The sequence below is a fragment of the Bradyrhizobium sp. USDA 4516 genome (assembly GCF_054055915.1).
The window spans coordinates 2913296-2935449 of record NZ_JBSRXT010000001.1 but is presented as its reverse complement, the minus strand read 5'-3'; the positions used below and the strand labels follow the sequence as shown (position 1 = coordinate 2935449).

The 22154-nt window shown below is 64.6% G+C and carries 20 protein-coding genes; 8 read left to right on the top strand and 12 right to left on the bottom strand.

The genetic code is table 11. The features are described from left to right. Position 1: 1 nt before the first annotated feature. The 3 genes from ACVI1L_RS13505 to ACVI1L_RS13495 are packed head-to-tail and all read right to left on the bottom strand — an operon-like array spanning position 2 to position 2890. Positions 2-595 (bottom strand): Smr/MutS family protein, encoded by a 594-nt coding sequence (locus tag ACVI1L_RS13505; RefSeq protein ID WP_168856142.1) that lies wholly within the window; start codon positions 593-595, stop codon positions 2-4. Then, positions 592-2208 (bottom strand): murein transglycosylase A, encoded by a 1617-nt coding sequence (gene mltA / locus ACVI1L_RS13500; RefSeq protein WP_410469808.1) that lies wholly within the window; start codon positions 2206-2208, stop codon positions 592-594. The genes ACVI1L_RS13505 and mltA overlap by 4 nt, the downstream gene beginning before the upstream one ends. After that, positions 2186-2890, bottom strand: a complete 705-nt coding sequence (locus tag ACVI1L_RS13495; RefSeq protein ID WP_057020336.1) for a Tim44/TimA family putative adaptor protein — start codon at positions 2888-2890, stop codon at positions 2186-2188. The genes mltA and ACVI1L_RS13495 overlap by 23 nt, the downstream gene beginning before the upstream one ends. Before the next feature lie 411 nt (positions 2891-3301). Between ACVI1L_RS13495 and secB the strand changes: the two genes are divergently transcribed. Further along, on the top strand, positions 3302-3790 hold the full coding sequence (secB, locus tag ACVI1L_RS13490; RefSeq protein ID WP_057020335.1) for a protein-export chaperone SecB: 489 nt from the start codon (positions 3302-3304) through the stop codon (positions 3788-3790). A 148-nt stretch (positions 3791-3938) separates the two neighbouring features. Here the strand turns inward: secB and dnaQ are convergent, their stop codons facing one another. The 4 genes from dnaQ to ACVI1L_RS13470 are packed head-to-tail and all read right to left on the bottom strand — an operon-like array spanning position 3939 to position 6779. Further along, a complete protein-coding gene (gene dnaQ / locus ACVI1L_RS13485; protein WP_168856141.1) occupies positions 3939-4664 on the bottom strand; it encodes a DNA polymerase III subunit epsilon in 726 nt (241 codons plus the stop codon). A gap of 30 nt (positions 4665-4694) precedes the next feature. After that, positions 4695-5294, bottom strand: a complete 600-nt coding sequence (coaE, locus tag ACVI1L_RS13480; protein WP_456783089.1) for a dephospho-CoA kinase — start codon at positions 5292-5294, stop codon at positions 4695-4697. Positions 5295-5323: 29 nt separating this feature from the next. Beyond that, on the bottom strand, positions 5324-5932 hold the full coding sequence (locus tag ACVI1L_RS13475; protein WP_253588386.1) for a Maf family protein: 609 nt from the start codon (positions 5930-5932) through the stop codon (positions 5324-5326). Between the two features lie 10 nt (positions 5933-5942). After that, the gene (locus ACVI1L_RS13470) at positions 5943-6779 is read right to left on the bottom strand and encodes a pyruvate, water dikinase regulatory protein (protein ID WP_016841463.1); all 837 of its coding nucleotides are present in this window, start codon (positions 6777-6779) and stop codon (positions 5943-5945) included. 473 nt (positions 6780-7252) lie between these two features. Between ACVI1L_RS13470 and hemJ the strand changes: the two genes are divergently transcribed. Both hemJ and rho read left to right on the top strand, forming a co-directional pair. Then, complete coding sequence (hemJ, locus tag ACVI1L_RS13465) at positions 7253-7675, top strand: protoporphyrinogen oxidase HemJ (RefSeq protein ID WP_057020433.1); 423 nt, start codon at positions 7253-7255, stop codon at positions 7673-7675. Between the two features lie 252 nt (positions 7676-7927). Beyond that, positions 7928-9193 (top strand): transcription termination factor Rho, encoded by a 1266-nt coding sequence (rho, locus tag ACVI1L_RS13460; RefSeq protein ID WP_021078151.1) that lies wholly within the window; start codon positions 7928-7930, stop codon positions 9191-9193. 140 nt (positions 9194-9333) lie between these two features. On the opposite strand, the gene ACVI1L_RS13455 is transcribed toward rho, so the two are convergent. Further along, positions 9334-9597, bottom strand: coding sequence for a hypothetical protein (locus ACVI1L_RS13455; RefSeq protein WP_456785684.1), 264 nt, complete (start codon positions 9595-9597; stop codon positions 9334-9336). On the opposite strand from ACVI1L_RS13455, the gene mnmE reads away from it, so the two are divergent. The 5 genes from mnmE (at position 9497) to ACVI1L_RS13430 (ending at position 15659) form a co-directional block, all read left to right on the top strand. Further along, the gene (gene mnmE / locus ACVI1L_RS13450) at positions 9497-10822 is read left to right on the top strand and encodes a tRNA uridine-5-carboxymethylaminomethyl(34) synthesis GTPase MnmE (RefSeq protein WP_456783088.1); all 1326 of its coding nucleotides are present in this window, start codon (positions 9497-9499) and stop codon (positions 10820-10822) included. The two genes, ACVI1L_RS13455 and mnmE, sit on opposite strands and share 101 nt — an antisense overlap. A 234-nt stretch (positions 10823-11056) precedes the next feature. Then, positions 11057-12940: a tRNA uridine-5-carboxymethylaminomethyl(34) synthesis enzyme MnmG gene (mnmG, locus tag ACVI1L_RS13445; protein WP_456783087.1), complete on the top strand. Its 1884-nt coding sequence runs from the start codon at positions 11057-11059 to the stop codon at positions 12938-12940. Between the two features lie 135 nt (positions 12941-13075). Continuing rightward, positions 13076-13741: a 16S rRNA (guanine(527)-N(7))-methyltransferase RsmG gene (gene rsmG / locus ACVI1L_RS13440; protein ID WP_456783086.1), complete on the top strand. Its 666-nt coding sequence runs from the start codon at positions 13076-13078 to the stop codon at positions 13739-13741. Between the two features lie 31 nt (positions 13742-13772). After that, entirely contained in the window at positions 13773-14624 is an 852-nt protein-coding gene (locus tag ACVI1L_RS13435) for a ParA family protein (protein ID WP_028335813.1), read from the top strand. Between the two features lie 144 nt (positions 14625-14768). Further along, positions 14769-15659 (top strand): ParB/RepB/Spo0J family partition protein, encoded by an 891-nt coding sequence (locus tag ACVI1L_RS13430; protein WP_456783085.1) that lies wholly within the window; start codon positions 14769-14771, stop codon positions 15657-15659. Positions 15660-15766: 107 nt separating this feature from the next. On the opposite strand, the gene holA is transcribed toward ACVI1L_RS13430, so the two are convergent. The 4 genes from holA to ACVI1L_RS13410 form a co-directional block, all read right to left on the bottom strand. Beyond that, positions 15767-16798: a DNA polymerase III subunit delta gene (gene holA / locus ACVI1L_RS13425; protein ID WP_057020328.1), complete on the bottom strand. Its 1032-nt coding sequence runs from the start codon at positions 16796-16798 to the stop codon at positions 15767-15769. Positions 16799-16913: 115 nt separating this feature from the next. Further along, positions 16914-17471: an LPS assembly lipoprotein LptE gene (gene lptE, locus ACVI1L_RS13420; protein WP_076833672.1), complete on the bottom strand. Its 558-nt coding sequence runs from the start codon at positions 17469-17471 to the stop codon at positions 16914-16916. Further along, positions 17458-20094 carry a leucine--tRNA ligase gene (gene leuS, locus ACVI1L_RS13415; protein WP_456783084.1) on the bottom strand — a complete coding sequence of 879 codons (2637 nt, stop codon included), beginning with the start codon at positions 20092-20094 and terminating at the stop codon, positions 17458-17460. Before leuS ends, lptE begins: the two co-directional genes overlap by 14 nt. 351 nt (positions 20095-20445) lie before the next feature. Continuing rightward, positions 20446-22137 carry a sensor domain-containing diguanylate cyclase gene (locus tag ACVI1L_RS13410; RefSeq protein WP_456783083.1) on the bottom strand — a complete coding sequence of 564 codons (1692 nt, stop codon included), beginning with the start codon at positions 22135-22137 and terminating at the stop codon, positions 20446-20448. Between the last annotated feature and the right edge of the window lie 17 nt (positions 22138-22154).

The window sequence follows — 22154 nt, the reverse complement described above, 5'->3', positions numbered from 1 at the left end:
TTTAGGCTCGCGCGCGCCGGACACGCACGTAAAGCGCGCCCTCGCCGCCATGGCCGATATGCGCTTCCTCGAAGCCGACAACCAGCGAGCGGAATTCCGGCAGGCTGAGCCATTCCGGGACCTGGCGGCGCAGCACGCCGCGTTCGGAATCGAGACCACCGACCTTGCCCTTGCCGGTGATGACGAGCACGAAAGTGAGCCCGTCGCTGTGCGCGCGCTGCAGGAAGGTGAACAGCACGCGATGCGCGCGCAGCTGGGTCATGCCGTGCAGATCGAGCCGCGCATCGATCTCCTGCCGGCCGCGCGAGAGCTTTGCACGTTCGCGACGGCCGATCGGCGCCAGCGGCGGCGCGTGCGGGCGTTGCGCCGGCGCAGCCTTGACCGCTGTCGCCGGCTTGACCGGGATGGGCTTGGCAATCGCGTGATGGGTGGCCGGGTCAGAGGCGGCGGCGGGGGCCTTCGCGGCGACCGGCCGCTTGCGCAGTGGCTTGACCTGCTTTGCCACGCTCTCCCAGAGCGCGCGCTCCTCTTCGCTCAGCGCGCGCTTGCGCCGCGACGGCGCGGACAGATCGGGGATCGGCGCGGGTCGTTTCATTGATCGCGGTAATGGCGATAGCGCCGGAAGCGCCGCTTCTCCGGTTGCGGAATATCGGGCCGGGCGACCGGCAGCGGCACCGGTTCTGCCACAGGTGCGGCCTGCGCGACAGGGGTCGTTGCTGCCGGCGTTGCGGGCGCGACATCCTTCGCGGCCGGGTTCCTGGCGGCGCTATTGCCTGAGTCTTTCACCGCGCTTCTGGCGATGCCGGCGGTCGGCACATCCGCAGCCTTCGCCGCCGGCTTGTCCTTCGGCGGCTCGGTCTGCGGAAACAGCTTTGCGATCTTGGCCGAGGGCCGCTCATCCGGGAGAGGCAGCTTGTGGCCGCGCGCGACAGGGTCGAGACCCCTCGGCACCAGCATGACGAACTGCATGTTGTGCCGCAGGCGGCCCGAGACCTTTCCAGCTTCCGCGCCGGCGCCGAAATAAAGATCGGCGCGCGCCGGGCCGACGATCGCAGAGCCAGTGTCCTGCGCGATCATCAGCCGGTGGAACGGCGTCTTCGACTGCTCGGATTCGATCGGCAGCTCGCCGGCGATGAAGAACGGCGTGCCGTAGACATGCAGCGCCTTGTCGACCGCGATCGAGCGGCCCGGCGTCAGCGGCACGCCCTGCGCGCCGACGGCCTCGTCCTTGTCGGACAGCGGAACCTCGCGGAAGAAGACGAAGGAGCGGTTTTGCCGGCGCAGGTCCTTGGCGCCGTCGGGGTTCTGCTCCATCCACTCCCTGATCTTCTGCATCGACATCTGATCCTTCGGGATGATGCCGCGGTCGATCAGGACGCGTCCGACCGGCGTATAGGGATAACCATTATGCGCGTCGTAATTGATGCGCAGCGTGATGCCGTCCTCGAGCTTGATCCGCGCCGAGCCTTGGATCTGCGCGAACAGGAGATCGGTCTGGCTCTTCAGCCAGCAGATCTCGAGCCCGCGGCCGGCGATCGCGCCGTCCTCGATCTGGCCGCGGTCGTAATAGGGCACGAGCTTGCGGCGGCCGATCTTGCGATACACCGCGCCGCCATTGGGCAGCCCGACCGAATTCTGCGTCTTGCCGCGCACGAACAGGTTGGACGGACGGCGATAGACCGGCACGTTGTAGACGTCGGTCTGGGTCCGCGATCCATCGAGCACCGGCTCGTAGTAACCGGTGACGAAGCCGGCGTCCTCGCCGAGCCGCGAGATACGCAACGGCACGAAATTCTGCTCGAAGAAGTCCTTCGCCTTGACGCCGTCGCTCAGCGCGAGTCCCTTGGCGATCCGGCAGGGATCGCGCAGCGAGCTTCCAAGCGCTTTCGAATCTGCAGGCGCACCCTGCTGGGCCGCGATCGGCTTGCAGCTGGTGCGAAACGCCTGGTAGGCCGCGAGATGATCGTCGGCGCTCCAGCCGGCGACGTTGGACCAGGCGAGCGGCTCGTACTGGCTGCCGCTGACCTGCAGCGGCATTTCCAGATTGGGATAGGGGATCGGGTGGCTATGCTCGTGTCGCGGCGGAGGGTGCCGGCTTGATCTGTAGCGCGCGGCAATCGCTGCGGTGGAGCACAGCACCGCGAGCGCGCAGCACGCCACCGCGAGCCGCCCGTAGCTGAGATGCTTAGTGAGCGCTTCCAGTGCCAACCAGCTTCCAATTCGGATCGCGGGAAGTCGAGTCGCGGGCGAATGTCCAGATATCGGTGATGTCGGCGACCTTGTCCGGGCTGCCGTCGACGATGGTGCCGGCCTTGTCGCGCGTGACCGAGATCATCTGCGACACGAAGCGGACGGTGAGCTGAGTCGAGCGGTCGCGCGTCTCCGCGCTCACGATCTCGGCCTTGTCGATCGAGACGAACCGCGTCTCGGTCTTCTGCTCGTGCTTCTCGCGATCCTTGATCGCGGCCTCGAAGCTTTCATAGACCTCGGTCGACAGCAGGTCGCGCAGCGCGCGGCGATCGCCATTGGCGAAGGCCAGCACGATCATTTCATAGGCCGAGCGGGCACCTGATAGGAAATGCCGCGGATCGAACGAGGAATCCTGGACGGCCACCGCGTCGAGACCCTGCGCCAGCGCCGTGCCGGGCTCGGCGATGCCCTTCCAGCGTTCCGTGGGCTCGACCGGCTCGGCGGGCGCCGCCGAGGCCGGCTGGTCGATTACCGATCCCGGGATCGGAACGACGTTGTTGTCCTGACCGCGCTGCACGACGTTGGGCGCGGCGCGATCATAAGGCGGCCGCTCGCTTCCCGTGCGCTGTCCGAGAACGCTGCGCAGGCGCAGGAAGATAAACACGGCCAGCGCCAGGAAGATGATGGTGTAAATATCCACGTCGAATTCGCTTTCTGGTCTCTGCCGGCAACGGGCCGGCCGTCAAAGCGTTCCCGGTCGGGAACAGCAGAGATCACATCACCGATAGAGTCCGAAGATGTAGGCACGAAACTATGCCCGGCCAATGGCGCTTTTTGGCACGGGTAGTGTAGCGCGTTTTGACCCCCGGGGGAAACCGTTCCTTTTCAGGAAATCGCGCATCTTCAATAATTTAGGAAGCTGTTAAGAGATTGGACAGGCTCGCGCGCGCTGCCCTTTGCCGGGAGAATTTGCCGCCCGCCCGCCCTTTCGTCGTCCTTGTGGACCGAGCCGGGCCTATGATAGCCACTCGCCCGGCATCGGCATTCTCAACACCTTAACGCGTGCCGTCGGACATTCTGTCCATCGAGCGCTGCTCCAGGAGACATTTTCATGACCAATGGCAACGGCGCCCCCGTCGAACAACCCGCTCCCCAGCTCAACGTACTGGCGCAGTACACTAAGGACCTGTCGTTCGAGAACCCGAATGCGCCGGCTTCGCTCGGCCAGCAGCAACAGCAGCCGGCGATCAACATCCAGATCAACGTCTCCGCCAACAACCTGTCGGAGAACGAGTACGAGGTGATCCTCTCGATCGAGGGCAAGGCCGAGACCGCAGGCAAGGTGATGTTCAGCTTCGACCTCGCCTATGCCGGCGTCTTCCGGATCGTGAATGTGCCGAAGGAGAACCTGCACCCGCTGGTGATGATCGAGTGCCCGCGGCTGCTGTTCCCGTTCGCACGCGAGATCGTCGCGACCGCGGTCCGCGACGGCGGCTTCCCGCCCTTGTTGCTCGACCCCGTCGATTTCCTCGGTCTTTACCGCCAGAACATGGAGCGGCAGGCGGCCGGCCAAGCCGCTCCCGGCGTCAAGCCGAGCTGATCCTGCAAAGTTCAATGACCTTACCCCCGTCATCCTGAGGAGCGCGAAGCGCGTCTCGAAGGATCGACGGGCCACCAGCTGGGCCGTTCATCCTTCGAGACGCCGCTTCGCGGCTCCTCAGGATGACGGGGATACAGAGCAATCTTGATTAGGCCGCCGGTGCCGCAGCAGGCGCTGGCGGCGGCAGGTAATCGTTCCAGATCGGCTTGTCGCCGAGCGTGGCAATGAAGGCCCTGTGGGCCTCTCGATCGGCGTCACTGACCCGCGCGAGTAGCGGGGTTTCGCGCTGCCGCCGCGGCATGTCACCACTATGGCCGCCCACACGCGCATCCGACGTTTCCGATGCCAGGATCAGCTGCGACTGCCGCGCGCCGATCAGGTCGATATAGACCTCGGCCAACAGCTCGGCGTCGAGCAAGGCGCCGTGCTTGGTGCGGCGGGAATTGTCGATCTGATAGCGCGAACAGAGATCGTCGAGCCGGTTCGACACGCCGGGATGCTTGCGCCGTGCCAGCAGCAGCGTATCGACCAGCTGGTCCTTCGGGATCGCCTTCCGCTTGATGCGGTCGAGCTCGGCGTTGATGAAGCTGATGTCGAACGACGCGTTGTGGATCACCAGCGGCGTATCGCCAATGAAGGCCAGGAACTCGTCGACCACTTCAGTGAACAGCGGCTTGGAGGCCAGGAACTCGGTCGACAGCCCATGCACGGCGAACGCCTCCGCCGGCATGTCGCGCTCGGGATTGATGTAGACGTGGTAGGTCTGTCCCGTCGGCATGCGGTTGAAAATCTCGACGCAGCCGATTTCCACCAGCCGGTCGCCGCGCAGCGGATCGAGGCCAGTGGTTTCGGTATCGAGAACGATTTCGCGCATGACGTGAATGAATCCGAAAAGGCGGGCGAATCAGGCGCGCCGCTTCGGCATCTTAACAACCTCGGCCAGAATGTCGCGGATACGCGCCCGCACCGGATCTAGGCCGTGCGAGGTATCCACTATGAAATCCGCGCGTTTTCGCTTCTCGGCGTCGGACATCTGCTTGGCGATGATGGCGTCGAGCTTGGCCGCATCCATCGTGCCGCGGGCCAGCACCCGCTCGCGCTGCAGTTCCGGCGACGTGGTGACGACAACCACGGCATCGACGCGCTTCTCGCCGCCGGTCTCGAACAATAGCGGCACGTCGACAACGACGATCGGGTTACCTGCGGCTTCCGCATCGGCGAAGAATTTCTGGCGCGACGCGCCGAGCATCGGATGCACGATCTGCTCGAGCCGCTTCATCGCAGCAGGATCGTGCACCACGCGCGCCGACAGTTTCGCGCGATCGACCTTGCCGCCGGCAGTGGTGCCGGGAAAGGCGGCCTCGATCGCCGGCGCAGCTTCGCCTTCGTAGAGCTGATGCACGGCCGCATCGGCGTCGTACACCGGCACGCCGGCCTCCATGAACAGTTTGGCCGTGGTGGATTTCCCCATCCCAATCGAGCCGGTCAGTCCAACTATCAACATCGGTTCAGCATCTCTCCCGTCGCCACGCCTCACACCGCGAGCAGTTTCTCAGCACGCAGGAACGCCAGCAGCGACAATAGCGGCAGGCCGAGGATGGTGAAATGGTCACCTTCGATCCGCTCGAACAGATGCACGCCGAGGCCCTCGAGCTGGTAGGCGCCGACGCTGGTCGTCACCGCCTCCCCGGCATGGTTGAGATAGCTCTCGATCTCGGCGGCAGCGAGCCGTCGCATCGTCATGCGGGCCACGCCCACATCGCTGAACAGGACCTTTCCATCGCGTGCGACCGAGACGGCGGAATGCAGCTCATGGGTCCGTCCGGCGAGCAGGCCGAGCTGCTCGGCCGCCTGCGTGCGGCCGGCGGGCTTGCTGAACATGCGCTGCCCCAGCGCCAGCGTCTGGTCGGCGCCGACGACATATTGACCGGGCCTCTGCCTGGAGACGAACAACGCCTTCTCGCGCGCCAGGAGCGATGCGATCTCGCCCGGGGCCGAAAGGCCGGAATTCTTCTGCACCGCGCGTTCATCGATGTCGGCCGGCAGCGCCTCGAAATCGAGGCCGGCATTTTCAAGCAGCATCTTTCGCGCGCGGCTCTGCGACGCGAGGATCAGCTTCTGTGGGCCGCGCCAGATGCTCATGACGTGGGAATCATTCCGACGGCCGCGCGCGCTGGCGGTCGTTGAAGAGTTTCATCACCGCGGCCGCGGTCTCCTCGATCGAACGCCGTGTGACGTCGAGCAGCGCCCAGTTGAATTTCGCGCTGAGGCGCCGGGCAAAGGCGACCTCGTCGGCTACCGACTGCTTGTCGATGTAGGTGTCATTGTCGCGGTCGCCCATCGTGAGCAGGCGGTTCTGCCGGACCTGGATCAGGCGCTCGGGCGTCGCATGCAGGCTGACCACCAGCGGCTTCTTCAGGGTCTCGAGCTGGTGCGGCAGCGGGATGCCCGGCACCAGCGGCACATTCGCCGTTCGGATGCCGCGGTTGGCGAGATAGATCGAGGTCGGTGTCTTCGAGGTGCGGGATACCCCGACCAGCACGACATCGGCCTCCTCGAGGCCTTCGACATGCTGACCATCGTCATGCATCATCGTGTAGTTCAACGCATCGATGCGGCGGAAATATTCCGCGTTCAGCACGTGCTGCGCGCCGACGCGCCCGGTCGTCGCGGCACCCAGATACGCCTCGAACAACTGCATCACAGGCCCGATGATCGACAGGCTCGGAACGTTGATCTCCTTGCACTTGCCCTCGAGCCGGCCGACCAGATCCTTCTCCAGCAGCGTGAACAGGACGATGCCGGGCGATTCCTCGATCTCGTCGAGCACGCGATCGAGCTGCTTCTGGCTGCGCACCAGGGGATAGACATGCTCGACCGCGGTCACATTGGCGTATTGCGCGGCGACCGCGCGCGCCACGGTGATCAGCGTCTCGCCGGTCGAGTCCGACACCAGATGCAGGTGGAAATAATTGGAAGTCGTCGGCACCAGAGCCCCTGTCTATCCTGTGAATCCCTGTGGAGGTCGAGGAGAAGAATCCGGGTCCATGGCCAGGCCCCTGTATATCTCGCCCCCTTCTTCACAGCACGTCGCAAAAGGATAAGTCGACGTCATGGCGGAGATGATAGTGAAGCAGTGTGGATTTGTCTCTTCATAAGCTGGCCATAGAGGCGCACAACCAATTGAGTCCTGCGACAGATTCCGGATATCCGCCGCCGCCGACCGGAATGTTGAGGGATGTGAACAAGCGCGCAGCAACCGCTGGACCGGATTGCATGAGTCAAATTCACTGCCATTAAGACTCAAACCTTAGATTCTAAAATTAATTAGGTTTAGGAGAGCCGTGTGTGCGGATATGTATCCGTCCCTCGCCGGCGAAGCCTTGCGCGCAGCGCTGAGCCCTCCCGAACTGTTCCCCGAAAGGCATCACTGCGATGTTCGACTGGATCAACGCCCTGCCGATCTATGCCTGGGTCAAGGCCCTGCACATCGTCGCCGTGATCTCGTGGATGGCCGGCATGCTCTATCTGCCGCGGCTGTTCGTCTATCATTGCGAGGCCGAGGTCGGCTCCAGGCAGTCCGAGACCTTCAAGATCATGGAGCGGCGGCTTTTGAAGGGGATCATCAACCCCGCGATGATCGTGACCTGGCTGGCCGGGCTTTTCCTGGTCTGGGCCGGACACTGGTACCTATCCGGCTGGTTTCACGTCAAATTTGCGCTGGTGCTCGCCATGTCGGGTATCCACGGCTTTTTGTCCCGCTGCGTGAAGGATTTCGCCGCCGACCGGAATCAACGAACCCAGAAATTCTATCGTATTATCAATGAGGTGCCGACGGTTCTGATGATCCTGATCGTGATCATGGTGGTGGTGAAGCCGTTCTAGACATCACGATGGTCAAGACGCATGCTTCAGTCCTTCTTGCGAAGGACGAATCGATTTTCTATATAGGATTTATCCCACCCCACGCAGGCGGATGTGGTCGCGTTCCGGTTCTTTTCGGACCGGCGCCGCATCAGGTTTGAAAGCCCAAACGGCACTTTCCTGGCTGAGACCTGCGGACCTTCCTTTGGCGTCCGCTTTTTCCAGAGCCACCTCGCACCCCTTCCCTACCTACTTCCTCACAGGACGACCCCAATGCGGGAAATCAAACTCCAGGACCTCAAATCGAAAACGCCGGCCGAGCTCGTCTCGTTTGCGGAAGAGAATGGGGTCGAGAATGCCAGCACCATGCGCAAGCAGGAGCTGATGTTCGCAATTCTCAAGCAGCTCGCGATCGCCGAGACCGACATTATCGGTGAGGGCGTTGTCGAGGTGCTGTCCGACGGCTTCGGCTTCCTTCGTTCGCCCGACGCGAACTACCTGCCCGGTCCCGACGACATCTACGTTTCGCCGTCGCAGATCCGCCGTTTCGGCCTGCGCACCGGCGACACGATCGAAGGCCATATTCGCAGCCCGAAGGAAGGCGAACGCTATTTCGCGCTGCTGAAAGTCAACACGCTCAATTTCGAAGATCCGGAAAAGTCGAAGCACAAGGTCAATTTCGACAACCTCACGCCGCTGTTTCCCAATCAGCGTTTCCGCATGGAGCTCGAGGATTCCACCAAGAAGGACCTTTCCGCCCGCGTGATCGATATCGTCGCGCCGATCGGCAAGGGCCAGCGCGCGCTGATCGTGGCGCCGCCGCGCACCGGCAAAACGGTGCTGATGCAGAACATCGCGCACTCCATCACCGCCAATCATCCCGACTGCTATCTGATTGTGCTGCTGATCGACGAGCGTCCGGAAGAAGTCACGGACATGCAGCGCTCGGTGAAGGGCGAGGTGGTGTCGTCGACCTTCGACGAGCCTGCGGTACGTCACGTCCAGGTCGCCGAGATGGTGATCGAGAAGGCCAAGCGCCTCGTCGAGCACGGCCGCGACGTCGTGATCCTGCTCGATTCGATCACGCGCCTCGGCCGCGCCTACAACACCGTCGTGCCGTCATCCGGCAAGGTGCTGACCGGCGGTGTCGACGCCAACGCGCTGCAGCGGCCGAAGCGCTTCTTCGGTGCCGCGCGCAACATCGAGGAGGGCGGTTCGCTGACCATCATCGCGACCGCGCTGGTCGATACCGGCAGCCGCATGGACGAAGTCATCTTCGAAGAGTTCAAGGGCACCGGTAACTCCGAACTGATCCTCGACCGCAAGGTTTCGGACAAGCGGACCTTCCCGGCGATCGATATTGCCCGTTCCGGCACCCGCAAGGAGGAGCTGATCACTGATCCGCAGGTGCTGAAGAAGATGTACGTCCTGCGCCGCATCCTCAATCCGATGGGCACCATGGACGCCATCGACTTCCTGCTCGACAAGCTCCGCAATACGAAGAGCAACTCGGAATTCTTCGATTCCATGAACACCTGAGGCCACGGCCGAAAAGAACAGGCGCTCCGCACAAACGGGGCGCCTTTTTTCATGCTGCGGATTTGCTGCAGCGAAGTGCAGCATAAAGGGAGCGGCTCCCCCCACTAACTTCTCATTTAACTATCTGAATTTATTTATATTTATATCGTAGCTTTGTGAGCTAGCTGACGACACCCGCAGCAAAATTGCTGCGCGGCTGTTTGCAGTGAAACCAGACGATGCTGCGCTGCAACATTCTTCTGCGGGAAGGCGTGCGAAATCGAAGCGGCATTGCCTTTGCCGATTTGCTGGAAGAAATAGGCGATGCATCCGCGCGACCAGACTATTTTCGCATTATCCTCGGGGCGGCCGCCGAGTGCGATCGCCATCGTCAGGTTGTCTGGCCCAATGGCCGAGTCGGTCATTGCAGGACTGGCGGGCAAGACGCCGGTGCCGCGGCTGGCGACCCGCGCGCTGCTCCGCGATTCGAACCATCAACCGATCGATGACGCGGTCGTGCTGTGGTTTCCAGGCCCGGCCAGTGCCACCGGCGAAGACGTCGCCGAATTTCATGTCCATGGCGGACGCGCGGTGTTGGCGGCGATGTTCGATGCGATCGCGGCATTCGACAATGTGCGGCCGGCCGAGCCGGGCGAGTTCACCCGGCGGGCCTTCGAGAACGGCAAGCTCGACCTGACCGAGGCCGAGGGCCTCGACGACCTGATCCACGCCGACACCGACCGTCAAAGGCGCCAGGCGCTGCGCCAGCTGAAGGGGTTGCTCGGCGACCGCGCGCGGGACTGGCGCGAGCGGATCATCGCGGCGTCGGCGCTGATCGAGGCCGGCATCGATTTCTCAGACGAAGGCGATGTGCCGGCCGAGCTGATCGCGCCGGCGCTCAAGCGGATTCGCGCGCTGCATGATGAGATCAAGCAAGTCCTTGCAGGGCAGGGGCAAGGTGAACGGCTGCGCGACGGCCTCGTGGTCGCGATTGCGGGTCCGCCGAATGTCGGCAAATCGACCCTGATCAATCAGCTTGCCAAGCGCGAGGTCGCGATCGTCTCGCCGCATGCCGGAACAACCCGCGATGTGATCGAGGTGCAGCTCGACCTCGACGGCTATCCGGTGACGGTCATCGACACCGCCGGCATTCGCGAGACCGACGACCCGGTGGAGCAGGAGGGCGTCCGCCGCGCCCGCGCCCGCGCCGCGGAGGCGGACCTGGTGCTGTGGCTGGCCGACAGCGGCGATGCAAAGGCGGGACATGGCGGAGCGACGCCGACCTGGCTGGTGCGGAACAAGATCGACCTGGTCAGGACCGCGGCGGGTGAGGGCGGCAGTTACCCCGAATTCAGGATCTCGGCTGCTCGTGGTGATGGGTTGCCAGAGCTGATCGCCGCGCTGGTCGGGTTCGCTCAGGACTATTTTGGAACCAGCGAAGGCGGCTTGATCAGTCGGACGCGGCAGCGCGGATTATTGCAGGAGACCGTCGAATCCCTTCAGCGCAGCATCGACGTGGTCGGGCAGGGGGAAGAGCTGGCGGCGGAGGAACTGCGCCGAGCTGCCTACTCACTCGGTCGTTTGCTCGGCCGGGTGGATGTTGAAGACATCCTTGATGTTATCTTCCGCGAGTTCTGCGTCGGGAAGTAGCGGGCGCCCATCTTGTTTCACGTGAAACGTGGTTTCGATCCGGTTAAGGAGCCCTCGGCCTGTTTCACGTGAAACAATTGCCGGTCAGACAGCCGCACTGTTTCACGTGAAACGGTTCCGCCTGTCATTGCGAGCGAGGCGAAGCAGTCCATATTTGCCTCGGGCTTCGGTCTCAGAGCGGCGATCCCAACTTCGTTCTTCCGGCTTTCACGACTCCACGATAGAAGTCCCGGCATGACTTCCAGGGCAGATTCATTTGACGTCATCGTCATCGGCGGCGGCCATGCCGGCTGCGAGGCCGCGAGCGCTTCTGCCCGGATGGGCGCCAAGACCGCCCTGGTAACCCATCGTTTCGTGACCATCGGCGCGATGTCGTGCAATCCCGCCGTCGGCGGGCTCGGCAAGGGCCATCTGGTCCGCGAAGTCGACGCGCTGGACGGTCTGATGGGCCGGGTGGCCGACGCCGGCGGCATCCAGTTTCGCATGCTGAATCGCCGGAAGGGTCCAGCGGTTCGTGGCCCCCGGGCCCAGGCTGACCGCAAGCTCTACGCTGCGGCGATGCAGGCGGCGATCACCGAGACCGCGAACCTCAGCATCATCGAAGGCGAGGCGGATGAACTGATCGTCGTCGATGGTCGCGTGACCGGCATTTGCCTGGGCGATGGCCGCCGGCTGTCGGCGGGGGCGGTTGTCATCACGACCGGGACCTTCCTGCGTGGTCTGATTCATCTCGGCAAGAAGAATTGGCCGGCGGGCCGGGTCGGCGAGGCGCCGGCCATGGGCCTGTCTGCGTCCTTCGAACGGGCAGGGTTTGTGCTCGGCCGGCTCAAGACCGGGACACCGCCGCGCCTCGACGGCACCACGATCGACTGGTCCGCGGTCGAAATGCAGCCTGGAGACGAGCCTCCGGAGCCGTTTTCGGTCATGACTGACCGGATTACGACCCCGCAGATCCAGTGCGGCATCACCCGGACCACGCCGGCGGCCCACGAGGTGATCCGGGCCAATGTGCATCGCTCGCCGATGTATTCCGGCCAGATCAAGAGCTCCGGACCGCGCTATTGCCCCTCGATCGAGGACAAGATCGTCCGCTTCGGCGACCGCGACGGTCATCAGATCTTCCTGGAGCCGGAAGGGCTCGACGACACCACGGTCTATCCGAACGGCATCTCGACCTCGCTGCCGGAAGAGGTCCAGCTTGCGATCCTCGCCAGCATCCCGGGCCTCGAGCGGGTCAAGATGGTCCGGCCGGGCTATGCGATCGAATACGACCACGTCGACCCGCGCGAGCTCGATCCGACCCTGCAGACCAAGCGTCTGCGCGGGCTTTTCCTGGCCGGCCAGATCAATGGCACCACGGGCTATGAGGAGGCCGCGGGGCAGGGTGTTATCGCCGGACTCAATGCCGCGCTCGCTGCCGGCAGTGCAGATCCGATCGTGTTCGACCGCGCCGACGGCTATCTCGGCGTGATGATCGACGATCTCGTGACCCGCGGGATCACCGAGCCGTATCGCATGTTCACTTCGCGCGCCGAATATCGGCTGACGCTGCGTGCTGACAATGCCGACCAGCGCCTGACCGACAAGGGCATTGCGCTCGGATGCGTCGGAACGGCGCGCGCCGAGCGCCATCGGACCAAGATGGCGGCGCTGGGGGCGGCCAAGCGGCTGGCGAAATCGCTCGCGATTACGCCGAATGAGGCCGCCAAGCACGGGCTCGCGCTCAATCGCGACGGCCACCGCCGGTCGGCCTTCGAGTTGCTGGCTTACCCCGAGATCGAGTGGCCCGCGGTCCGGGCCATCTGGCCGGAGCTGTCGGCCATTGACCCTGCGATCGCGGTGCATCTCGAGATCGATGCCAAATACGATGTCTATCTGAAGCGCCAGACCGCCGATGTCGATGCCTTCCGGCGTGACGAGGGTCTGGTTCTGACCGACGTCGACTATGCCGATGTTCCCGGTCTTTCGAACGAAGCGCGCGTCAAGCTGCAGAAGGCGCAGCCGCGGACGGTCGGGCAGGCGGGCCGGATCGACGGCATGACGCCGGCGGCATTGGGTATCCTAGCGGCCTATCTGCGGCGCGAGGCGCGACGGAAGACTGCGAAGGCCTCTGCCTGACGTTTCACGTGAAACGGCGGCGGCCCTCGTCATTGCGAGGAGCGGAAGCGACGAAGCAATCCATCGCTTCCTCACGCGGCACTACGGATTGCTTCGCTTCGCTCGCAACGACGAGCTCGACCGGCATTCCAGAGAATGGCTTCAATTTCGCAATCCGCCGAACTCAGTGTCTCCGCCAAGGACAAGGCCGCGGCGCTCGCGCTGACGCCTGTTTCACGTGAAACAGAGGCGCGGCTCGACCGCTACGTCGCCCTCCTCCTGGCGTGGCAGGCCAAGACCAATCTCGTCGCGCCATCGACGCTGCCGACCCTCTGGACCCGCCACGTCTCCGATTCGCTGCAGCTCCTGAGTCTGGCGCCGACGGCGAAGTCGTGGGTCGATCTCGGTAGCGGCGGCGGCTTCCCCGGCGTCGTGCTGGCCTGCGCACTGGCCGAAACTCCGGGCGCGTCGATTCATTTGGTTGAGCGAATCGCCAAGAAGGCGGCATTCTTGCGCGAGGCGATACGGGTGACGGGCTCGCCGGGGACGGTGCACCTGGCTGATATCGGGGATACTGTGGATAGAACCCCGGGGCCCATCGATTGCGTCACCGCGCGGGCGCTGGCTCCGTTACATCAACTCATCGGCTTTGCGGAGCCGTGGGTCAAAAAGGGCGCCAAGGCGCTGTTTTTGAAGGGTCAAGATGTAGAGGCCGAATTGACCGAGGCCACTAAATATTGGATTATTGAGCCAAAGCTACACTCCAGCCGGACCGGCGGACAGGGCTGGATCGTCGAACTCGGGTCAATCGAGCGGCGCTAGGGGACTCCGCGAGAGCAAATGGTATCTTGGTATGACTGTGATGGACGAGGTTTATCAAGAGGATAAGGCGTCCCAGCCGCCTGGCCATCCGCGCATCCTGTCGCTCGCCAACCAGAAGGGCGGCGTCGGCAAGACCACCACAGCGATCAATCTTGGGACCGCACTCGCTGCGATTGGCGAGCGCGTCCTGATCGTCGATCTCGATCCGCAGGGCAACGCCTCGACCGGCCTCGGCATCGATCGCCGCAACCGCAGCTGCTCGACCTACGACGTCCTGATCGGCGAAGCGCCGCTGCGCGATGCCGTGGTCGCGACCGCGGTGCCGCGACTGCACATCGCGGCTTCCACCATGGACCTCTCCGGCCTCGAGCTCGAGCTCGGCACCACGCCGGGCCGCGCGTTCCGGCTGCGCGATGCGATCGCAGGATTGAACAACAATGTCTCGCCGGAAGCCGACTACACCTACGTGCTGATCGACTGCCCGCCCTCGCTCAATTTGCTCACGGTGAATGCGATGGCGGCGTCGGACGCGATCCTGGTGCCGCTGCAATGCGAGTTCTTTGCGCTCGAAGGTCTGTCGCAATTGCTGCAGACCGTGGAGCAGGTGCGCTCGACGCTCAATCCGAACCTTTCGATCCACGGCATCGTGCTGACCATGTTCGACTCGCGCAACAACCTCTCCAACCAGGTCGTTGCCGACGTGCGCCAGTTCATGGGCGACAAGGTCTACGACACCATGATCCCGCGCAACGTGCGCATCTCCGAGGCGCCGTCCTACGGCAAGCCGGTTCTGGTCTACGACCTCAAATGTGCCGGCAGCGATGCGTATCTCAAGCTCGCCACCGAAGTGATCCAGCGCGAGCGCGAGCTGCGCACGCATTGATGTTGCGTAGGATGGGTAGAGCGAAGCGAAACCCATCACTCTCATTGCGAGCCGCGATGGGTTTCGCTTCGCTCTACCCATCCTACGTTTCTTTTGAAATTCAAGTCTGGAGTACTGCGTGTGAATCCAAGGGAGCTCGCAACAATGGCCGATGAAGCGCGTTCGCGACTGGGGCGCGGGCTGGCAAGCCTGATCGGAGATGTCGGCGGCGAGGCGGCCGCGCATGTCGAGCGGCCGCGCAACCAGCGCAAGGTGCCGATCGAATTCCTCAAGGCCAACCCGCGTAACCCGCGGCGCACCTTCGCCGACACCGAGCTCGGCGAGCTTGCCGATTCGATCAGGCAGCGCGGCGTGATCCAGCCGATCGTGGTGCGTGCGATCAAGGGCGCGCAGGACCGCTACGAGATCATCGCCGGCGAGCGCCGCTGGCGCGCCTCGCAACTCGCCGGCCTGCACGAAGTGCCGATCGTGCCGGTCGAGGTCTCTGATTCCGACGCGCTCGAGATCATGATCATCGAGAACGTCCAGCGCGAAGACCTCAATGCGATGGAAGAGGCGCAGGGCTATCACGCGCTCGCCGACGAGTTCAAACGCAGCCAGGAAGACATCGCCAAGATCGTCGGCAAGAGCCGCAGCCATGTCGCCAACATGATGCGGCTGACCAAGCTGCCCGTCGAGGTGCAGGCGCTGATCTCGAAAGGCGATCTCTCCGCCGGCCACGCCCGCGCGCTGATCGGCGTGCCGGATCCGCTCGCTGCAGCGAAGCGCATCGTCGGCGAGGGTCTCAACGTTCGCCAGGCCGAGGCACTGGCGCATGAGGAGGGCGTGCCGGAGCGCAAGCCGCAGAAGGCGCGCAGCGGCAGCGCGGCCAAGGTCGACAAGGATGCCGACACGCTGGCGCTCGAGAAGCGCGTCAGCGATGCGCTCGGCCTTGCCGTCACCGTCAGCCATCGCGATCCCGGCGGCACCGTCCAGATCAGCTACCGCAACCTCGAGCAGCTCGACGAGGTGGTGCGGCGACTCGAGGGCGGCTAGCGGTTTCGTCATTCCGGGGCGCGCGTCAGCGCGAACCCGGAATCTCTTTTTCAACATCTCTGGATTCCGGGTTCATGCTTCGCATGCCCCGGAATGACTTCTTCAATTTACCCCCGCCGCTTCGCATTCGCCGCGATCGAGAGCAGCGCGCGCTGCGCGATGACGGCGGCGAGCGAGGCCTGCTTGCGCATGTCGAGTGCCGCGGTGGCGAGCTGATCGATCACGTTCACCAGCCGCGGCGGCGTGAAATTGCGCAGCGCGATCTCGACCGCGGGTTTGCGCGAGAAGTGCAGCCGCGGGAATCCGCCTTCGAGCACGGCTGACGCCGGCGTGCCGTCCGCGATCGCGAGCGCTGATTTGTGCAGCCATGCCGCCTGGCGCTGCGCGGCCGAGATGATCACGCCGGGATAGGTGCCGGCGACCATTGCCTTGGTGAACTCGCTCTCGACCAGCGCGGCGTTGCCGGCGAAGGCGCCGTCGACGATCGGGTCGAGCTTCAGCTCGGAGGCGTCGGACACCACGGTCATGACGTCCTCGAGCGTGATCTCGCCCTTGCCGTGCGCGAACAGCGCCAGCTTGCGCAGCTCGTTGCGCGAAGCCATGCGGTCGCCGCCGAGCAGCGACATCAGTACCGCGCGCGCATCCTGTGCGAGCCGCAGATTCGATGCGCGCAGCTCGTCCTCGATCAGCTTGGTGAGATCGCGCTCGGTGTCGGGATAACAGCCAATCGCCACCGCATTCTTGGCGCGCTCGCAGATCTTGCGCAGCGGCGATTCCGGCCTGAGCTCGCCGGCCTCGATCACGATGCGGCAATCCCTGAGCGCCGTGGTCTCGGTCAGCGTCTCGACGCCACTCGAGAAGTTGCGCGAGCCGGCGCGGACGCGGATGGCGCGGCGGCCGCCGAACAGCGGCACCGTCATGGCCTCGTCGACCAGCCGCGACGGCTCGGCGGCGAGCTCGTCGCCATCGAGCCGCACCAGCGAGAATGGATCGTTGGGATCGTCGACCGCGGAGGCCATCAGCGCGTCGGCACGCTCGCGCACCAGCCCGAGGTCCGGGCCGTACAGCAGGATGATCGGACGGCCGGCGTCAGGCCGGGCGAGGAAGCTGTCGATCTCTTTTCCGCGAAGCGCGACCATCTCGCCTTAAACTGTCATTCCGGGGCGCCTCGTCAGAGGCGAACCCGGAATCTCGATCCATCATCTCCAGATCCCGGGTTCGCGCCGGTGGCGCGCCCCGGAATGACCTCCCGCCTCAGGTTCCGGTGGAGAAGAAGGAGGCGAGGCGGGTCTGGATGTTGTCGGCGATCTCCTGCGCGGCGCGGTCCTCGGCGTCGCGGAAGGCGCGGGCGCGGGCGAAGCGCTGGTAGGAGCCGGGCATGTCATAGGACACGCGCGAGAACGTGGTGCCGGTCATGACCGACTTGTTCGAGGCGATCTCGATCAGGTTGAACTGGGCGTCGATGGCGTAGTTCTCGCTGGTCGGCAGCGCGGTGGCCGGATCGATCATCAGCGAGGAGCGGCTGGTGTTGAAGCGCAGCACCAGCCGATGCGTAGGCGGCATGCCGGTGGCGGTGCCGTAGAGCTTGAAGGCGAGGGCGTTGCGGACCTCGACGCCAACCCGGGCCTCGCGCGAGGCGTTCGGCTTGTCGACCGGCGGAACCTCGACGCCCATCAGCTTTTCGCGCAGCGCGGACGACTGGCCGTCAAGGGTACGCTCGGCATACATCGGCTGGAAGCATCCGGCCGTCAGCGCGGCCAAGGCAGCCACGGCCACGAGCCGGGCGGCGATCCTGATCCTAGCCGACAACATTGACGATCCTCATGGGCACCACGATCACCTTGCGGACGGGTTTGCCGCCCAAGGCGGCTTTTACCGCATCGAGCGCCAAAACGGCAGCCTCTATATCCGCATTTTGGGCCGCCCGTGGCACTGTAACATCACCTCGTTTTTTACCGTTGACCTGGACAACCAGGGTCACGCTGTCTTCGACCAGCAAATCGCGCTCGATTTGCGGCCAATCGGCCTCGGAAACCAGCCCGGTCTGGCCCAGAACCACCCAGCACTCCTCGGCCAGATGCGGCATCATCGGCGAAAACAGCTGCACCAGGATGGTCGCCGCCTCCTTGACGGCCCAAGAAACATCTGGAGCCAGGTCCGGCGCCGGCTTGTCGCCCTTTGCCAGCACCTCGGACAGCGCATTGGCGAACTCGCGGATATGGGCGAGACACACGTTGAAATGCAGCCGCTCGATCCCGGACGACACCTTGTCGAGCGCGCCATGGGCCGCCTTGCGCAGCGCCAGCGCCTCGGCTCCGAACGTGGCCGGCCGGGCCGCCGGCGCCGTCTTGGCAATCTCGGCCGATTCGTTCACCAGCCGCCACAGCCGCTGCACGAAGCGTGAGGCGCCCTGCACGCGCTCGTCGCTCCAGATCACGTCGCGGTCCGGCGGCGAGTCCGACAGCATGAACCAGCGCGCGACGTCGGCGCCGTAGCTCGCGATGATGTCGTCGGGGTCGACGGTGTTCTTCTTCGACTTCGACATCTTCTCGATCGGGCCGATCGCGACGTCCTCGCCGGTCGCCATCAGCACCGCGCGGCGGCCATCGCCGCCAACCTCGATCTTCACCTCGGCCGGCGTGACCCAGCTGCCGTCGGCCTTCTGGTAGGTCTCGTGCACCACCATGCCCTGGGTGAACATGCCGGCGAACGGCTCGCTCATGTCGACGTGGCCGGTGGCCTTCATCGCGCGGGTGAAGAAGCGGCTGTAGAGCAGATGCAGGATCGCGTGCTCGACGCCGCCGATATACTGATCGACCGGCATCATCCGGTTGGCGACCGCAGGCGTGGTCGGCGCGGTCTCGTTCCACGGGTCGGTGAAGCGCGCGAAATACCAGGACGAGTCCACGAAGGTGTCCATCGTGTCGGTCTCGCGCACGGCCTTGGCCCCGCACTTCGGGCAGCTGACGTGCTTCCAGGTCGGGTGATGGTCGAGCGCGTTGCCCGGCTTGTCGAAGCTGACATCCTCCGGCAGCGTCACCGGCAGCTGGTCGTCGGGCACCGGCACCACGTCGCATTTCGGGCAGTGGATCACCGGGATCGGGCAGCCCCAGTAGCGCTGGCGCGAAATGCCCCAGTCGCGCAGGCGGAAATTCACCTGCCGCTCGCCGACCGGCGCATTACCGCGGACTTCGCTTTCCAGCCGCTTGGCGACCTCTTCCTTGGCCGCTTCGATCGTCATGCCGTCGAGGAAGCGCGAATTGATCATGCGGCCGTCGCCGTCATAGGCGACGTCGGTGATGACGAACGTCTTCGGGTCCTGGCCCTCGGGGCAGACCACCGGCGTATTGCCGAGATTGTACTTGTTGACGAAGTCGAGGTCGCGCTGGTCGTGCGCCGGGCAGCCGAAGATCGCGCCGGTGCCGTATTCCATCAGCACGAAGTTCGCGACATAGACCGGCAGCTTCCAGCTCGGATCGAACGGATGCACCGCCTTGATGCCCGTGTCGAAACCCTGCTTCTCGGCGGTGTCGATGATCGACTGCGCGGTGCCGATCTTCTTGATGTCGGCGATGAACTCCGCGAGCTTCGGGTTCTTCGCGGCAGCCGCTACCGCCAGCGGATGATCCGCCGAGATCGCCATGAACTTGGCGCCGAACAGCGTGTCCGGCCGCGTGGTGAAGATCTTCAGCTCGCTCTCGCCGGCCGGCGTCGTCGCCGCATCCAGCGCAAAGCGGATCAACAGGCCCTCGGAGCGGCCGATCCAGTTGCGCTGCATCAGCCGCACCTTGTCGGGCCAGCGGTCGAGACCATCCAGCGCTTCCAGGAGCTCCTGCGAGTACTTCGTGATCTTGAAGACCCACTGGCTCATCTCGCGCTGCTCGACGACGGCGCCCGAGCGCCAGCCGCGGCCGTCGATCACCTGCTCGTTGGCGAGCACGGTCATGTCGACCGGATCCCAGTTCAGCTTGCGCTTCTCGCGCTCGGCGAGGCCGGCGCGCAGCATGTCCAAAAACATCTTCTGCTGATGCTTGTAGTAGCTGGGGTCGCAGGTCGCGAACTCGCGCGACCAGTCGAGCGACAGCCCGATCGACCGCAGCTGCTTCTTCATCGCGGCGATGTTGTCGTAGGTCCAGGCCTTCGGCGCCACCTTGCGCTCGATCGCGGCATTCTCGGCCGGGAGGCCGAACGCGTCCCAGCCCATCGGGTGCAGCACGTTGTAGCCCCTGGCGCGCATGAAACGGGCCAGCACGTCGCCGAGCGTGTAGTTGCGGACATGGCCGATATGGATGCGCCCCGACGGATAGGGGAACATCTCGAGCACGTAGTATTTCGGCCGCGGATCGTCGTTCTTGGAGGCGAAGATCGCCTTTTCGTCCCACAGGCGCTGCCAGCGGGGCTCGGATTCACGGGCGTTGTAGCGTTCGGCGGTCATGAAATCGCAAGGATTTTGGGTGGCTTTGGGTGGTTTTCGGGTCCCGTCCGGGGACGGCGGACTAGGCCACAAAAGCGCCTGCGCGGTCAACGGCTTGGGGCCTCCAAACGTCCCATCCCCTCGCGCAGCCGCCCTGCCGCTGTCGCAGGGGCGCCGTCTGCAGCCTCCTCGATGTCCTGGCGAAGGCCTGGACCACAGAGCTTTGTCGAGGAAGGGATCGTGGCCCCAGCTTCGCGCAATAATAAACGGTGGGGGTAATCGGTCCTGACCTTCGCCAGGACGACGCTGAATATGCGGCGTCGCCGATGGTCATGGTTCCGCGCTCATGGCGCGGCTCGATCACGCACGATCTCAACTCGCCAGCGCCATCCCGGCTTCGTCCAGCGTCTGCAGGAAGCCGTGCTCGATCACGGCGTTCCTGCCGCGGCGCTTGGCGGCGTAGAGGGCGGCGTCTGCAGCTTCGATCAGGTCGCCGGGGCGCTGGGTCTCGTTCGGTCTGGTCGTCGCGACGCCGACGCTGACGGTGACGACGCAATGGCTCGAGGACGCGTGCGGCACGGCGAGGCCGAGCACGGCGGTGCGCACGGTCTCGCCGATCGCGAGCGCATGCGCGGCGTCGGTGTTCGGCAGCAAGAGGCAGAATTCCTCGCCGCCATAGCGGCCGGCGAAGCCCATGGTGTCGGCGGCGATCCCCGACAGCACTTCGCCGATTCGGGTCAGGCAGGCATCGCCTTCGGGATGGCCGTAGGTGTCGTTGTAGAGCTTGAAGTGATCGACATCGATCATCATCAGCGACAGCTCGCATTCATATTGCTGCGCCCGCATCCACTCGAAGTCGAGCCGGCTCTGGAAGCCGCGGCGATTGGCAAGGCCGGACAGCGCATCGATCGAGGCCATCACGGTGAGACGATCGTTGGAGGCGACCAGCTCGCGCTCGCGCTGGCTGAGCTGCGCCGCCATCGCGTTGAAGGCACGCGCCAGCGGCACGAATTCCGCCGGCAGCTTGTGCTTGGCGACGCGCGCCGACCAGTCGCCCTCGCCGAACCGCCGCGCCATGCCGGTCATCAGCTCGATCGGATGGATGACGAGCCGCTCGGCGCCGACCAGGGCGCCCAACAAGACGAAAAGGCAGACAAATCCAAGCTGCAGATAGGCGGTGCGGATCTCGCGGTTGATCGCCGCCGTCACCTTGGCCTCGTCCATGCTCACGATCAGCCGGGACTGCGTGCCGGCGATGCGCGCGAAGCTCAGCGTGCGCTGTGCGCCGTCGGACGCGGTGAACGACACCGAGCCGGACGGCTCGTCATAGCTCAACGCCTTCTCGGCGATCGCTGCCATCAGCGGGATGGTGTCGAGCGAGCGGCCGATCAGGCTCGCATGATCGGCGGGCGCGGCGATCACGACGCCGGTAGAGTCGACCAGCACGGCCGACATGCCGGGCTGGCCGCCGAGATTGGCCATGATCTGCGACAGCCAGTCGATATTGATGCCGGCGACCACCACGGCATCCTGCTCCGGATTGATCGCGGCGACCGGATAGGCGGCCATCATCATCGGGCGGCCATTGGTCCTGCCGCGCAGATAGTCGCTGAACACGAAGCCGCGGTTGTCCTGCGCCTTCTTGAAATATTCGCGGTCGCCGACATTGAGGCCGACCTGGACGTTGAGGGTCGAGCATTGCACCAGCCCGTCCCTGGAGACAAACATAATGCTGCGGATCCAGGGCAGCACCGTCGGCAGGCTGGCGCGCAGCACCTCGCAGCTCTGCGCGATGCCGCCGGAGGCGCGGATATAGGCGGCGGATTTCAGCATGGTCTCGACCGAGGAGACCACCTCGCGCTGGGTTTCCGCGGCATGCGCGGTGAGGCTGGCATAGCCGGCCGCGGCCTGCGCGATCTGCTTGCTGCGGGAATCCTCCAGCGTGCGGACGCGGTCCAGCATCAGGGGCGCGACCAGCATCAGCGCAAGGAAGGCCAGCCGGGCACGAATTCCCAGAACCTTCTTGAGCCTGACCCGGTTGCGGTTGAAAGTGACGCCCGACATTCTATTCCCTTGCCCGT

Coding starts and splice junctions, on each gene's coding strand:
- ACVI1L_RS13505 (WP_168856142.1), bottom strand. CDS start 595: ATGAAACGACCCGCGCCGATCCCCGATCTGTCCGCGCCGTCGCGGCGC.
- secB (WP_057020335.1), top strand. CDS start 3,302: ATGACCAATGGCAACGGCGCCCCCGTCGAACAACCCGCTCCCCAGCTC.
- dnaQ (WP_168856141.1), bottom strand. CDS start 4,664: ATGCGCGAAATCGTTCTCGATACCGAAACCACTGGCCTCGATCCGCTG.
- coaE (WP_456783089.1), bottom strand. CDS start 5,294: ATGTTGATAGTTGGACTGACCGGCTCGATTGGGATGGGGAAATCCACC.
- ACVI1L_RS13475 (WP_253588386.1), bottom strand. CDS start 5,932: ATGAGCATCTGGCGCGGCCCACAGAAGCTGATCCTCGCGTCGCAGAGC.
- rho (WP_021078151.1), top strand. CDS start 7,928: ATGCGGGAAATCAAACTCCAGGACCTCAAATCGAAAACGCCGGCCGAG.
- mnmE (WP_456783088.1), top strand. CDS start 9,497: ATGCATCCGCGCGACCAGACTATTTTCGCATTATCCTCGGGGCGGCCG.
- ACVI1L_RS13455 (WP_456785684.1), bottom strand. CDS start 9,597: ATGACCGACTCGGCCATTGGGCCAGACAACCTGACGATGGCGATCGCA.
- mnmG (WP_456783087.1), top strand. CDS start 11,057: ATGACTTCCAGGGCAGATTCATTTGACGTCATCGTCATCGGCGGCGGC.
- rsmG (WP_456783086.1), top strand. CDS start 13,076: ATGGCTTCAATTTCGCAATCCGCCGAACTCAGTGTCTCCGCCAAGGAC.
- ACVI1L_RS13435 (WP_028335813.1), top strand. CDS start 13,773: ATGACTGTGATGGACGAGGTTTATCAAGAGGATAAGGCGTCCCAGCCG.
- ACVI1L_RS13430 (WP_456783085.1), top strand. CDS start 14,769: ATGGCCGATGAAGCGCGTTCGCGACTGGGGCGCGGGCTGGCAAGCCTG.
- holA (WP_057020328.1), bottom strand. CDS start 16,798: ATGGTCGCGCTTCGCGGAAAAGAGATCGACAGCTTCCTCGCCCGGCCT.
- lptE (WP_076833672.1), bottom strand. CDS start 17,471: ATGTTGTCGGCTAGGATCAGGATCGCCGCCCGGCTCGTGGCCGTGGCT.
- leuS (WP_456783084.1), bottom strand. CDS start 20,094: ATGACCGCCGAACGCTACAACGCCCGTGAATCCGAGCCCCGCTGGCAG.
- ACVI1L_RS13410 (WP_456783083.1), bottom strand. CDS start 22,137: ATGTCGGGCGTCACTTTCAACCGCAACCGGGTCAGGCTCAAGAAGGTT.